Source organism: Candidatus Stoquefichus sp. SB1, assembly GCF_001244545.1.
Classification (GTDB): domain Bacteria; phylum Bacillota_I; class Bacilli_A; order Erysipelotrichales; family Coprobacillaceae; genus Stoquefichus.
In genome coordinates, this window is the sequence record NZ_LN852695.1 from 825,837 (window position 1) to 840,625 (window position 14,789).

Here is a 14,789-nt window from a genome sequence, read left to right on the forward strand (position 1 = left end):
GAAAATGGCAGAAAAAAAAGCTGTAAAAAAAGTTGAAGAACCAACTAATGAACAAATTGATGCTCATGTTGATGAGTTAGTTCAAAAAGCATTAGAGGCTCTTGAAAAGTTTGAATCTTTTGATCAAGATGCAGTTGACTACATCGTTGCAAAGTGTTCAGTTGCTGGGTTAGACCAACATGGTGTATTAGCAGAAGCAGCAGTTAAAGAAACAGGTAGAGGTGTTTTTGAAGACAAAGCTGTTAAGAACTTATTCGCTTGTGAATATGTAACAAGCAATCTTCGTCATTTAAAAACTGTAGGTATTATTAATGAAGATCCATTAACTGGTATCACTGAAATCGCTGAACCAGTTGGGGTTGTTTGTGGTATCGTTCCAACAACAAATCCAACTTCTACAGTTATCTTCAAATCTTTAATTTCATTAAAAACAAGAAATCCAATTATCTTCTCATTCCATCCATCTGCTTATGAATGTTCAGTTCAAGCAGCTGAAGTTATCAGAGATGCTGCTGTTGCTGCTGGGGCTCCTGAAAACTGTATTCAATGGTTAGGATTACGTTCTATGTATGCAACAACTGCATTAATGAACCATCCAGGTGTAGCAACTATCTTAGCAACTGGTGGTAATGCAATGGTTAAAGCTGCTTACTCTTGTGGTAAACCTGCTTTAGGTGTAGGTGCTGGTAACGTTCCTGCATATGTTGAAAAATCTTGTGTATTAAAAAGAGCAGTTAACGATATCGTATTATCAAAATCATTTGATAATGGTATGATTTGTGCTTCTGAACAAGCTGCAATCGTTGACCAAGAAATCTATAAAGATTTTAAAGAAGAAATGAATCGTTTTAAAGTTTATTTCGTTAATGCTGATGAAAAAGCAAAACTTGAAACATTTATGTTTGGTTGTGCTTCTTATACTGATAAAGTGAATGAAGCAAAATTAAATCCTAATGTTGTAGGTAAAGATGCAACTTGGATTGCTGAACAAGCTGGTTTCAAAGTACCAGAAGATACTCAAATCATCTGTGCTGAATGTAAAGAAGTAGGTCCTAATGAACCATTAACAAGAGAAAAATTATCTCCAGTATTAGCTGTTTTAAAAGCAACTTCTACAAAAGATGGTATTGAAAAATCAGCTGCAATGGTTGAATTCAATGGTTTAGGTCACTCAGCTGCAATTCATACTCAAAATCATGAAATTTCAGTAGAATTTGGTTTAAAATGTAAAGCAATTCGTGTTATTGAAAATGCTCCATCAACATTTGGTGGTATTGGTTCTGTTTATAATGCATTCATTCCTTCATTAACATTAGGATGTGGATCTTATGGACACAACTCAGTTTCTAATAACGTAAGTGCTGTAAACTTATTAAATATTAAGAGAATAGGGAGACGTAACAACAATATGCAATGGGTTAAACTTCCTCCAAAAATCTATTTTGAAAGAAATTCAATTAGATATTTAAGAGACATGAAAGTCATGGAAAAAGCAATGATTGTCACAGACAGAGGTATGTACAATCTTGGTTATGTAGATAAGATCGAAGATGTTATTAAGAGAAGACGTAACAAAGTTGATATGGAATTATACTTTGATGTAGAACCAGATCCAAGTATTGACACTGTTAATGAAGGTGTTGAATTAATGAGAAAATTCCAACCAGATGTTATTATTGCATTAGGTGGAGGTTCTTCAATGGATGCTGCTAAAGTTATGTGGTTAATGTATGAACATCCAGAAGTTAACTTTGATGATATCAAACAAAAATTCATGGATATCAGAAAACGTGCATTCAAATTCCCTGAATTAGGAAAGAAAGCAAGATTAATTTGTATCCCAACGACTTCAGGTACAGGTTCAGAGGTAACTCCATTCGCTGTTATCACTGATAAACAAGCTAATAAGAAATATCCATTAACTGACTACTCATTAACTCCAACAGTTGCTATTGTTGATCCAGAATTTGTTATGAGTTTACCTGCATCAATTGCTGCTGATACTGGAATTGACGTATTAACTCATGCAGTAGAAGCTTATGTTTCTATCTTAGCATCTGACTTTACTGATGGATGGGCTAAACAAGCTGTTAAATTAGTATTTGATTACTTAGAAAGATCAGTTAAGAATGGTAAAAATGATCCAGAAGCAAGAGAAAAAATGCATAATGCAGCAACAATTGCTGGTATGGCATTCGCTAATGCTTTCTTAGGTATGAACCACTCATTAGCTCATAAGATTGGTGGAGAATGGCATGTTCCTCATGGTCGTACAAATGGTATCTTATTACCACATGTTATTAGATATAACGGAACTATCCCTACTAAGTTAAATATCTGGCCAAAGATTGAAAACTATAAAGCTGATGTTAAATATATGGAATTAGCTCAATTAATTGGTTTAAATCCAAAAACTCCAGCTGAAGGTGTTGCTATGTTCGCTGATGCATGTGAAGAATTATGTGCAAAAGTTGGTGTTGCTTGCAACATTAAATCTCAAGGTATTGATAAAGATGCTTGGGAAGAATCAGTTCATAGAATGGCTATGAATGCTTATGAAGATCAATGTACTCCAGCAAACCCAAGAATGCCTATGGTACATGATATGGAAGCAATCTTAAGAATGATTTATGATTATGAATCTAAGTTTGCTGCTGAAGCATTAAAGAAATAATAATGAATAAAGGGTGTTGCTAATTTGCAACGCCTTTTCTTTTGGCGTAAAATAGATTTGAGGATGTGATTGTTATGTTTATTCAAACCCAAAAACAATATACGCAATTTGAAAGTGATGATCTTACAGAATTATTAGGACAAATGACTTTTAAGATTAATAATTTTGGTTTATGGCAAAGTCAGCATGATACCAAAGTTCAATATATTTCTAATGATATTGAAATTGTTTATTATCGTGAAGGTGGTTCTATAACAAGAATTGGGAACAAGGAATATGAATGTCCACCAGGCAGTTTTCTGATTTTAGAACCTTATCAACTTAATGTCTCTATAAATCAAAAATATTGCCAATATTCTTATTATTACTTTCATTTTGAAATAGAACCATTACATCTTAGAAAACAATTCTTATCAATGCTTACAAAACATGGTCATTTAATATATGCTCATGAAATGAAGGATTTTAGAGAAATGCTAGATCGTTTACTCATTGAAGCTAACGAAAAGGAAATCGGTTATTCTAGTATTATTACTTCTGCTTTGATTAGAGTTGTTGTTGAAATTATGCGGGCACAATTAAAAAGAAGTCATGATAATCATATTCGCATTGTTCATTCACCTTATACAGATTTAGTCAATGAAGCTATCCATTATATCCAAGAACATTTGTATGAATCTATTCGTTTGAATACAATGGCTCAAGATTTAGGTGTCTCAAAAGGTGTTTTATATAAAGCATTTATAGAAGTTCTTTCTATTCCTCCTGCTCAATATATTCATCAGGAGAAAATTCAATATGTACAAAGTCGTTTATTATTAGGAGAAAGTTTAACCGCTTTAGCACAGGAATTAGGTTATTCTTCAGCTTATCACTTATCTAAGGATTTTAAAAAGCAAGTAGGAGTAAGTCCAAGAGAATATAAGAAACATGTGAAATAAAAAACATATGCATAAATGTATATGTTTTTTACATAAATACGTATGTTTTGTATATTTGTAAGTGCTATCATATGGATAAAGAAATCATTGCATGTGAAATGAAGAAAGGAAAATGTATAAGGATAAATTATACAAGGATAGACAATGAAATTATTAGAACCAATCCAAGTTGGAAAAATCACATTAAAGAATCGTATTATGTTTCCGCCAATGACCACAGGTTATGAGGAACGTGATGGAACGATAGGAAAGCAGAGCCTTCAATTCTATAAAAGATTAGCTGAAGGTGGGGTTGCCTATATTGTTTTGGGTGATGTTGCCCCTGTCAATACAGTTTCACCAACGCCTAAACTCTTTCATGATGGACAAGTTGAAGCGTTTAAGGCTTTGGCAGATGCACTTCATACTTATGATTGTAAATTAGGAATTCAATTATTTCATCCTGAATATGATGTTGATGCTTTAGCAGAAATGTTTAAAAAAGGTGATATGCAGGCTGCAAGAGCGAAACTTCATCATGATATGTTGCATTATATTGATGAAGTGACAGAAGAACAATTAAATACGATTTTAGTGAAGATGGGTGAATGCGTGAAGCGTGCTTATGTGGCAGGTGTTGATGTTATTGAAGTCCATGGGGATCGTCTTGTTGGTTCATTATGTTCAACTATTTTAAATCACCGAACAGATCATTATGGTGGATCTTTTGAAAATAGGACACGTTTTGCATTAAAGGTTGTGGAAACAATTAAAGCCAATGCACCAGATATTTGTATTGACTATAAATTACCTATTGTTACAGTTAATGAAGATGGAACTTATAGAGGAAAAGGTGGCTTGATTATCGAAGAAGCTATTCAATTAGCCAAAATATTAGAAACAGTTGGTGTTGATATGATTCATGTTGGACAAGCCAATCATACTGGAAATATGAATGATACTATCCCAGCCATGGGAACACAGCCTTATTGTTTTATGAATGACTATACAAAACAAATCAAAAAGGCAGTTTCTATTCCTGTTTCTTCAGTAGGACGTATACTCACACCTGAAAATGGAGAAGCTCTAATTGAAAATGGAGTTTGCGATATTATTGGATTAGGACGTTCATTATTAACTGATCCTGACTTTGTTAAAAAATTAGAAGCAGGACAACAAGATAGAATTCGTTATTGCATGATGTGCAATAAAGGATGTACAGATGCTATTCAAAATCGTCAATTCTTAAGTTGTGTATTAAATGCAGAGAATGGCTATGAATATGAAAGAGTTATAGCTCCTGCTACAGCTAAGAAAAAAGTGATTGTTGTTGGCGGTGGACCTGCTGGAATGGAAGCTGCTAGAGTTGCCAAGACAAGAGGGCATGATGTTATCTTATTTGAACGAGAAACAACATTAGGTGGTCAGTTGAATATCGCAAGTATTCCTCCTAGAAAATCAGAAATGACAAGAGCTATTCATTATTTAACAAATGAAATGAAAGTTCTTGGTGTTGATTTGCGATTGGGACAAAATGTATGTGCGAAATGTATTCTTGATCAAAAACCTGATAGTGTAATTATTGCTATAGGAGCATCTAATATTGATTTGCCAATACCTGGTCATGATTTGCCTCATGTTTATGATGCATGGAAAGTTTTGAATCATGAGCAACTTCCAAGTGGTAATGTTGTTGTCATTGGAGGTGGTCTTGTTGGGGCTGAAACTGCTGAATTATTAGCTGAGATGGGCTGCCATGTTTCTATTGTGGAAATGTTAGACGAAATTGCTAAAGAAGAATCTTCAACTGTCAAACCAACAATGTTTGAAACATTTAAAAAACATAATGTTAAATTATTAACCAAAACAAAAGTAACAGGAATTACAAAAGCATCTGTTGAAGCGGAAGATGAAAATGGAAAAGTTTCATTACCATGTGACTATGTTATCATGGCAGTAGGAGCAAAACCAAATGCCTTTGATACCACTGCTTTAATTGAGGCTGGTATTGATGTTCATATTGTTGGTGATTGTCATGAAAGAGCAGCTGACATTAATCGAGCTATTGAAGAAGGTTATTTAGCTGCAAATTCAATATAATTCTTAAAAGATAGATATGTTTAGTGACATATCTATCTTTCTTTTGAGAGAAATTTAAAGAAACAAGTCAAAATACAAGTTTTCTATTTTATAAAGTGATATACTATATAGTGGTATCCACATTGGAGGTAATAAAATGGAAAAAGATAATGCAGAATTGTCACAAGATATAGAATATCAACTTTTAATGACGTCTCTTAATGCTAGTGTTAGTAAACATTTATTAGATGAACATTTTACATTAGTGACGGCAAATTCGCGTTATTATGAAATGTTTGGTTATAAAAAAGAAGAATATGAAAAATTGTATCATAATCGTCCTGATTTATTTTATAAAAATGATCCTGATGATTGGCATGAACTGAGTCAGATTGTTATGGATACAATTCAACAAGGAAAAAATCGATATGATGCTATTGTACGTATGAGACATAAAAATGGACAAAGATTGTGGATTAAAGTTGTAGGAAACTTTACTGATGAATACGTGAATGGTTATCGCATCTCTTATTCAGTGATGATGGATGTTAGTGAATTAATGCAGAATAAGATTGAAAAAGAAACCACAGAAAATAATTTTCCTGGTTTAATCGCAAAATATAAAATAACTCAAGATGGATTAGAATTTTTGGATGGTAATTATCGTTTCCGTGATTTTTTTAGACAACATCTTTCTATTCATTTGAATGATATGTCAAAGGAAAATGGATTAGAAGAGGTAGCTGATAATTATTCAAAATTACGCCAAGGAGAATCATTTATTTTTAATATTTCTCCATATGATGCTTACAATGAACAAAAATATTTAACAGTATCAGCACAATGTATTGATAAGGATAAAGATGATCCTATCTATTTATTGCTTTTTTCAGATATTACAGAATTAACCTTACAAAAACAACAGCTTCAACAATATAATCAATCATTACATAAATTAGCATTTTCTGATGAAGTTACAAAAGGTTATAATCGAAGAAAATTTGATTTGGTTGCTGGTGATGCAGTCCGTTCTCATAAACCAGGAACATATGCAATGGTATGGCTCAATCTACAAAAGTTTAAGATTGTCAATGAAATTGCAGGCATTGAAGCCGGAGATATTGCACTCAAATATATATATCGTCAATTGCGTGAACATTTAGATGAAGATGAATATGTTGCACGATTATTTTCAGATAATTTTGTTATTCTTATTAAAACAGATGGTGAAAAGAGTATTGAAGAGCGATTAAATCAGTGTATACAAGATATCAATTCATATAATGATAAAGAGGAATATAAGTATTATTTAACTTTTATGGCAGGTATTTATTTGATTAATGAACCTGATATTTCTGTGACTTATATGCAAGATAGAGCACATGCAGCTATTAAATCAAGCAATGATCAAAATTCTGATTTATGTATTATGAGTTATTATAATGAAGCAATACGTATAAAAATGCTAGACGAAAAAGATATTGAAAATCGTATGAGAGAAGCATTAAAAAATGATGAGTTTGAAGTTTACTTACAACCTAAATATTCATTAAAAAAGAAAACTATTTTAGGTGCCGAAGCTTTGGTAAGATGGAATCATCCTCAACGTGGTTTCCTTCCACCTTCTGAATTTATCCCAATTTTTGAAACCAATGGTTTTATTATCCAATTAGATTTATATGTATTTGAAAAAGTATGTGAATGTCTTAAAAGATGGCAGGATGAAGGCAAAGAGATGCTGACGATATCAATTAATATGTCAAGATCACACTTTTCTAAAAATGGTTTCTTAGATGAATATGTCAGAATTAAAAATAAATATGGCATTTCTGCAAAATATTTAGAGATTGAATTAACGGAAACACTTGTTTTTGAAAATCCTGAAATATTCATTAATATTATTCAAAAAATTCATAAAGAAGGTTTCTCTTGTTCAATGGATGATTTTGGAAGTGGTTATTCGACATTGAATACTTTAAAAGATTTAGATGTCGATACAATCAAGTTAGATAAAGCATTCTTTTCATCTGAAAAGATGGAAAACAATAGAGAGAATATTATTATCGGAAGTGTTTTAGATATGGCTAAGTCCTTAGATATGGAAACAGTTGCTGAAGGTATTGAAACGATGGAACAAGTTGATTTCTTAAGTCAAACATCATGTGATTTGGTTCAAGGATATGTCTTTTCTAAACCTTTACCTATTTTATCATTTGAAAAATTATGGTTTGAACAAAATAAAAAAATAACGATAGACTCCTAAGAATCTATCGTTATTTTATGCACTGATTAAATATTATTTGTTTTTCCAATCTTCATACATTTTTAAAGCTTGATCTAAAACTTTTGATCCATCCATCATACCATAAGTACGCATATCAATAACTTCAACAGGAACTTCACCTTTTGTTTGTTCTTTGATTGAATTTAAACGGAAACGTACTTGAGGTCCTATAAGTAATACATCACATGGGTCAGCAGCATATTCAGTTGTTAGTGCAGTTTCACTAACAGCCCAGATTTTGCATTCTAAACCTCTTTCAGCAGCAGCTTTTTCCATACGAGTCACAAGTAAGCTTGTTGACATCCCAGCGCTACATGCTAACATAATTTTCATCATTCTATAAATCCTCCTTGTTATTTGTCTTTCTTTATATATATATTATACACCTAGTCATTTCAGAATGAAAGAATAATAAATAAAGAAATATAAAATTATTGACTTATCTCTATGACTCCTTTACCATAGTGTTATGGAAAAGAAAAATAGATATTTTCAATGGATTTTTTTATTAGGAATTGTTGTGAGTTTTGGGGTACAATTTGTATATATTCTCTTACCTCAATGGACATTAACATTGTTACAAAAACTTATTTTATTAAGTATTCAAATGATTTCCATTGGTAGTTATACACATTTTCGACTCATTAATTCAAGTTTAAAAGAAAGGAAAAAAGGTTTTTTGAAAGCACATTGGATTGTGTTTGTCATATATTGTCTAAATCTTATATACGTTTTATTTTTAGATCCTGATTTTGGCAGGCAAGTGTTTAAGGAAACATTATCTTTTGAAGAATACTGGAAATATAATGTTAATTTAGATTTGTTTGAAACAATACAATTATTTATCAGAGGTTATCAAAATCATATTGTGAGTTTAGAAACATTATTAAGAAATATATTAGGGAATTTAATTGTTTTTATGCCTATGGCTTATTTTTTACCAGTTTTATTTGCTTGTCAGAGAAAAGTTTATATTTTTTTGCCAACACTTTTTATGATGGTTTTAAGTGTTGAAGTTTTACAGGTCATATTCAGAATAGGAAGTGGCGATGTTGATGATTTATTTTTAAATGTTGTGGGGGCTTTTTTGATGTATTTATTTTTGAAATGCTTACCACTTGAGCATATTTATGCATTAAAAGAAAGGAATTAAAATGAAGAAAAAGGATATTATTGTGATTGTTGTATTGTGTTTAGTTATTGGAATTGGTTATTTTGTTTATCAAATGTTTCAGGGAGAAAAGAATATTGTTGAAGTATATTATAAAGATAAGTTAATTCAACAAATTGATATTTCAATAGATAAGACATATACTTTTGAAGGAAGTTATGGAAAATTTAATTTAGAAGTCAAAGATCATCAGTATCATGCTGTTGATGTAGAATGTCCAAATCATGATTGTGAAAAAATGGGTTGGGTGAAAGAAGGAAGTTCAAAAACAATTATGTGTTTACCTAATGAGATTTATGTTGTACAAGCAGAAACTGAGGACGCATTTTAATGAAAAATAAATTTCATTTTTTTCTAACATTCCTGCTAGGAATGTTATTTGTTTTTATAAGTATTTTTGCCTTTGTATATTCATCTTATTTTGTATATACAATTGTCATTTTGCTTGGATTGATTATTCTTGTAGATGCCTTGTTTAATATTGTTAAAATGTTAAGTACTCATAAGAATCATTTTTTACAATATTTGATTCACATCATGATTGGTATATTATTCCTTCTTTTTCCTCAATTGCCTTTTTCATTTGTTATTGTTATTTTTGCTTTGTATATATGTATTGCTGGATTATCACATTTTATAACTTATTGTTATTATCGAAAAGAAAAAGTAAATGGCAGAATGATCTTCTTACTTGCTTCCATTGTTTTTCTTGCTGGTGGTGTATCGTTTTTGCTGTCACCCTCAGTACATGCTCAAGAAATGACAATCATTTTTGCTATTTATAGTTTATATTTAGGTGTGAAATATATTTCTCAATCCATTCGTGAATTGTTATCAGAAAATCGTGTGAATTCTTTAAAAAGACATATTCGTGTTTCGTTACCTGTTTTTATGGTAGCATTAATGCCAAGAATAGTGATTGAATATATAAATGAACATTTAGAAACAGATGATATTATTGTTGAGGCATCTCGTACAGGTGATTTAGAAGTATTGATTCATGTGAGTAAAGATGGTTTTGGAGCGATTGGACATGTTGATATTTGTTATAATCATGAAGTCATAGCGTATGGTGCATACGATGAAGCATCAACTCGTTTATTTGGTGCCATTGGTGATGGGGTTTTATTTATTGTAGATAAGCAAAAATATATTCCGTTTTGTAAACAGGATGATCCAACGAGCCATGTTTTTGGTTATACACTTTCATTAGATGAAGTACAAAGAACCCATATTGAAGAAACAATTCAAAAGTTTAAAGAGAATCTTATTGCATGGCAACCACCGATTTATTATCATGCAAAAGCAAATGATTATGCGAGTCGTTTGTACAGTCACACTCAAGCACAATTCTATAAATTTAAAAAAGGACAATTTAAATATTATTTTGTAATGACAACAAACTGTGTATTATTGGCTGATCGTATTATTGGTAAGTCTGGAATAGATATTGTCAATATGAATGGAATTATTACACCAGGAACATATTTTAGTTATTTTGAGGAAGAAGCTAAAAAAGAAAATTCAAGAGTATTATCAAAAACACTATATTAAAGTAATAGAGAGGATAAATGCAAATGATGTATTTATCTTTTTTATTGACAAATCATAAAATATGTAATATATTACATATATAGGTAATGTATTACCTAAAGGAGAATATATGAAAAAGGGACTTTGGATTATTTTAGGAATCGTTGTTGTGTTAGGATGTATCGTTTTTATTTTGTTTCAAAAACAGATACAGGATGTTAAAGATTTGAAATATAGTAATATTGTCATGAATGATGTTGATAATGGAACTTATGAGGGTGATGTTGAAACAATGCTTATTAAGGTAAAAGTCAATGTGACTGTTAATAATCATAGAATTCAACAAATAGATATTTTAAAACATGATAATGGTTTTGGGGCTCCAGCAGAAGATATAGTTCAATCCATGATTCAAAACAATGATTATCAAGTTGATATCATAAGTGGGGCAACTTATTCTAGTGAAGTTATCAAAAATGCTGTGAATCAGGCTTTACAGAAAGGAGTTCATAAGAATGGATAGAGATGAATTGTTAGTAGGAATGGATAATGAGCGTATTTTGTTTGGGTTGTTCTTTGCGTTTGGTAATAGATTACAGGCAGCAGGAGATACTTTTTATGATGAAATCACATGTAAACAATTCTTTTTATTAATATGTTTATCACTTTTTCAAGATGAAGCACCAACTGTTAATCAATTATCAGAGGTTATGGGAAGTTCGCATCAAAATGTTAAACAGTTGATTAATAAACTTGAAGAAAAAGGGTTTCTTCAAACAGTAAGTGATCAAGTGGATAAACGCAAAATGAGAATTATTCAAACAGATAAAATGGCTGAATTAAAAGTAAAATATGAAAAACAGGAATTGGCATTTATGGAACAGTTATACAGTGGTTTAACACCACAACAAATAGCAAGTACATTACAAGTTATCAAGATTATGGAAAATAATCTGATGAAAATCAAGGAGAATGGAAAATGAAAATAATCGTTGTTTATAAAAGTAAAACAGGTTTTTCTAAACAATATGCAAAATGGATTCAATCATCATTAAATTGTGATATGCTTTCTTTGAATCAAGTCAAAACTTTGGATGGATATGATATGGTAATTTATGGTGCAGGATTGATGGCAGGGCAAATCAATGGATTAAAAAAGTTTCAGTCATATATAAAGAATCAAAAAATTGTTATTTTTGCAACAGGAGCTATTTCAAAAGAAGCAACAGAGATTATTGAAAAAGTGAAAAAAGATAATCTGTCTTTATTTAATCAAGATGTTCCATTTTATTATTTTGAAGCGGGTTTGAATTATGATAAAATGGGCTTTTTTTCAAAAAGGATGTTAAAAATGATGTATCATTCATTAAAGAAAAAAACAGAAAAAACAATGGAAGAAGAGGAAATGATGATAGCACTTGCTAAGAGTCATAATCATGCAAAACAAAGTGATATTTTACCACTTATAGAAACTATAAAGCAGAGTTAGTATTTAACTCTGCTTTTCTTCGATATAGTAATCAACGGATACACTAGAAGTTCTAACTTCATGCATATGTTTTTTAACAACATCACAATGATAGGGATCATTTTGATAAGCTGCTAGTGCAGCTTCATCAGCGACAATTGTTTCTAGGATAATATCGTAAGATCTTTCACTATGTAAAAAATCAATGCCTACCTGGATATCTATAAGTGTATCAACTCTTCCTTTCATAGACATAAGAATGTCACGTGCTTTTTGACAGTTTTCTAAACTGTTATCTTTTAATTTGAAACAAACGATATGTTTAATCATGCTTTATTTCCTCCTTATTATGAAATGATTATATACGAAAAACAAAAACTTTACTACTTTTTCACATAGTTTTTTGATTATTTCCATGCATTCATTTCATAAACTAAAAGTGTAAAAGGAGGAATGGAAATGATTAAAAATGCGATGTTAAGTATTAAGAAAAATCTGGGGAAAACAATGTTATTATTCGTCTTAATGTGTGTCATTGCAAACTTAGTTATTGCAGGATTGTCTATTAAGAGTGCAACAACGAAATCAATGGAACAAGTGAGAACATCTTTAGGAAGTGATGTAACCCTTTCTTATAACATGCAAAATATGATGCAAAATAGAGATAAGGGTGCCACAATGGATGAAGCAATTAGTCATATAACGGTATCTATGGCTGATCAACTGAAAACATTAAAGTATGTAGATAGTTATAATTATACAATAAATGTTGGAGTGACAAGTGATGATATTGATCCAGTTGCAATGAGTTCAGATTCTGAGTCATCAACTAAAACTCGCCAAGGACCACAGAACAATGGAGACCAGCCAAAAATGTTAGATGATAATGATTTTACTGTTGTTGGTAATACAACAATGGCTCATTTATCAGACTTTACAGAAGGAAACTATGTTTTAAAAAGTGGTCGTTTATTAACAAGTGATGATGAAAAGAGTACAAATTGTGTCGTTGAAACAAATTTAGCAAAGGATAATGATTTAGCTGTAGGTGATCAATTAACAGTTACATCAACAAATGATGATAATGAGGAGATTTCTGTTCAATTAACAATTGTTGGTATTTATGAAATTGAAACATCAAGTCAAATGGGTGGCATGATGAGTAATCGTCAAAACCCAATTAATCAAATTTACACGGGCTTAACAACTGCTCAAAAGCTTAATGATAGTACAACGGAAATATCAAGTGCAACTTATTATTTAGATGATCCTGAACATATTGATACATTTAAAGCACTTGCTAAATCATCAACAGATATTGACTTTGAAACTTATACATTAGATGCGAATGATCAAGTCTATCAAAGAAGTATATCATCTTTAGAAAATATGGAACAATTTGCAACTATTTTCTTATGGGTTGTTGTGGGGGCAGGTAGTGCCATCTTATGCCTTATTCTTATCTTAACAATGCGTAGCCGTTTTTATGAGTTTGGAGTGTTATTATCTTTAGGACAAGCCAAAATTAAAATTATGTTGCAACAGTTAATAGAAGTATTGATGATTGCTATTGTGGCATTTGGATTGTCTTTAGGAACAGGTAAAATGGTCTCTAATGTTGTGAGTTCAATGCTTGAGTCTACACAAAATAATCAACAACAAATGGTTATGGAAATGCCAGGAAACAATCAAGAAACAGAAAATGAAAAAGCAGATAGTCAAAAATCATCTCGTTTCTTAGATAAAGCAATGCAATCACCAGAAAATGCAGAACTTGATGTTTCCTTAACAACACAAACCATTATTCAACTTGGAGAAATCACTAGTTTGATTTGGCTAGTATCAGTTGTTTTACCATCAATTTATATTTTAAGATTATCACCAAGAGAAATTCTGGTTAAAAAGGAGGGGTAATATGGATGAAAAAATTGTATTAACATTTAAAAATGTTTGTTATCATTATAAAGATGGATCAAGACAAGTAAATATTTTAAAAGAAGCAAATTATTTATTTGAAAAAGGAAAAACATATGCTATTGTTGGAGCAAGCGGAAGTGGTAAAACAACATCGCTAGTTTTAGCAGGGGGATTAGATAGTCCTAAAAGTGGTAGAATTCTGTATAAAGGTGAAGATATTTCAAAAATAGGTTTAACAAAATATCGTCGTAATCATGTTTCTATTGTTTTTCAATCTTATAATTTGATTAATTATATGAATGCTATTCAAAATGTTGAAAGTGCTATGGATATTTCAGGAATTCATGTTCCTCATAAAAAACAATATGCATTCAATATTTTAAAAGAATTAGGATTGAGTGAAGAAGAGAGTAAACGTGATATTCGTAAATTATCAGGTGGACAGCAACAAAGAATTGCCATTGCAAGAGCAATGGCAAAGGATGTTGATTTGATTCTTTGTGATGAACCTACTGGAAATCTGGATCAGGAAACATCACAGGGAATTATTCAAACATTTATTCAATTGGCTCATGATAAAAATAAATGCGTGATTGTAGTGACGCATTCAAAGGATTTTGCTAAAGAACTAGATGTTCAGTTACAAATCAATCAGGGGAAATTAGAGAGAATTGAATAGTGTTCACAGAAAATTCATATCAAGATTGTATGATATAAGTGTCTTAAGAAAGACACATAATACA

14 protein-coding genes are annotated in these 14,789 nt (G+C 30.9%); 12 read left to right on the forward strand and 2 right to left on the reverse strand.

The genetic code is table 11. The features are described 5' to 3' along the window. Positions 1-4 precede the first annotated feature (4 nt). From adhE to BN1865_RS12040, 4 genes are all read left to right on the forward strand, one after another. Entirely contained in the window at positions 5-2,674 is a 2,670-nt protein-coding gene (gene adhE / locus BN1865_RS12025) for a bifunctional acetaldehyde-CoA/alcohol dehydrogenase (RefSeq protein ID WP_050637483.1), read from the forward strand. A gap of 74 nt (positions 2,675-2,748) precedes the next feature. Beyond that, a complete protein-coding gene (locus tag BN1865_RS12030) occupies positions 2,749-3,615 on the forward strand; it encodes a helix-turn-helix transcriptional regulator (RefSeq protein ID WP_232780386.1) in 867 nt (288 codons plus the stop codon). A gap of 144 nt (positions 3,616-3,759) precedes the next feature. Next, complete coding sequence (gene bilR, locus BN1865_RS12035) at positions 3,760-5,694, forward strand: bilirubin reductase, long form (RefSeq protein WP_050637484.1); 1,935 nt, start codon at positions 3,760-3,762, stop codon at positions 5,692-5,694. A gap of 136 nt (positions 5,695-5,830) precedes the next feature. Then, a complete protein-coding gene (locus BN1865_RS12040; RefSeq protein ID WP_050637485.1) occupies positions 5,831-7,936 on the forward strand; it encodes a sensor domain-containing protein in 2,106 nt (701 codons plus the stop codon). Positions 7,937-7,969: 33 nt separating this feature from the next. Here the strand turns inward: BN1865_RS12040 and BN1865_RS12045 are convergent, their stop codons facing one another. Further along, positions 7,970-8,293, reverse strand: a complete 324-nt coding sequence (locus BN1865_RS12045; protein ID WP_050637486.1) for a PTS sugar transporter subunit IIB — start codon at positions 8,291-8,293, stop codon at positions 7,970-7,972. 133 nt (positions 8,294-8,426) lie between these two features. Here BN1865_RS12045 and BN1865_RS12050 point away from each other — a divergent pair, with 133 nt between their 5' ends. The 6 genes from BN1865_RS12050 (at position 8,427) to BN1865_RS12075 (ending at position 12,150) form a co-directional block, all read left to right on the forward strand. Further along, positions 8,427-9,110, forward strand: a complete 684-nt coding sequence (locus BN1865_RS12050; RefSeq protein ID WP_050637487.1) for a VanZ family protein — start codon at positions 8,427-8,429, stop codon at positions 9,108-9,110. A 1-nt stretch (position 9,111) separates the two neighbouring features. Continuing rightward, positions 9,112-9,459: a NusG domain II-containing protein gene (locus BN1865_RS12055; protein WP_050637488.1), complete on the forward strand. Its 348-nt coding sequence runs from the start codon at positions 9,112-9,114 to the stop codon at positions 9,457-9,459. Further along, entirely contained in the window at positions 9,459-10,682 is a 1,224-nt protein-coding gene (locus BN1865_RS12060; RefSeq protein WP_050637489.1) for a DUF308 domain-containing protein, read from the forward strand. The genes BN1865_RS12055 and BN1865_RS12060 overlap by 1 nt, the downstream gene beginning before the upstream one ends. A 109-nt stretch (positions 10,683-10,791) precedes the next feature. Beyond that, positions 10,792-11,184, forward strand: coding sequence for an FMN-binding protein (locus tag BN1865_RS12065; RefSeq protein WP_050637490.1), 393 nt, complete (start codon positions 10,792-10,794; stop codon positions 11,182-11,184). Further along, positions 11,177-11,644, forward strand: a complete 468-nt coding sequence (locus BN1865_RS12070; protein WP_050637491.1) for a MarR family winged helix-turn-helix transcriptional regulator — start codon at positions 11,177-11,179, stop codon at positions 11,642-11,644. Before BN1865_RS12065 ends, BN1865_RS12070 begins: the two co-directional genes overlap by 8 nt. After that, on the forward strand, positions 11,641-12,150 hold the full coding sequence (locus tag BN1865_RS12075) for a flavodoxin domain-containing protein (protein WP_050637492.1): 510 nt from the start codon (positions 11,641-11,643) through the stop codon (positions 12,148-12,150). The genes BN1865_RS12070 and BN1865_RS12075 overlap by 4 nt, the downstream gene beginning before the upstream one ends. Positions 12,151-12,153: 3 nt before the next feature. On the opposite strand, the gene BN1865_RS12080 is transcribed toward BN1865_RS12075, so the two are convergent. Next, positions 12,154-12,459 carry a Dabb family protein gene (locus tag BN1865_RS12080; RefSeq protein WP_050637493.1) on the reverse strand — a complete coding sequence of 102 codons (306 nt, stop codon included), beginning with the start codon at positions 12,457-12,459 and terminating at the stop codon, positions 12,154-12,156. Positions 12,460-12,588: 129 nt separating this feature from the next. Here BN1865_RS12080 and BN1865_RS12085 point away from each other — a divergent pair, with 129 nt between their 5' ends. Both BN1865_RS12085 and BN1865_RS12090 read left to right on the forward strand, forming a co-directional pair. Continuing rightward, positions 12,589-14,043, forward strand: a complete 1,455-nt coding sequence (locus BN1865_RS12085; RefSeq protein ID WP_050637494.1) for an ABC transporter permease — start codon at positions 12,589-12,591, stop codon at positions 14,041-14,043. A gap of 1 nt (position 14,044) precedes the next feature. Next, a complete protein-coding gene (locus BN1865_RS12090; protein WP_050637495.1) occupies positions 14,045-14,725 on the forward strand; it encodes an ABC transporter ATP-binding protein in 681 nt (226 codons plus the stop codon). Positions 14,726-14,789: the final 64 nt, after the last annotated feature.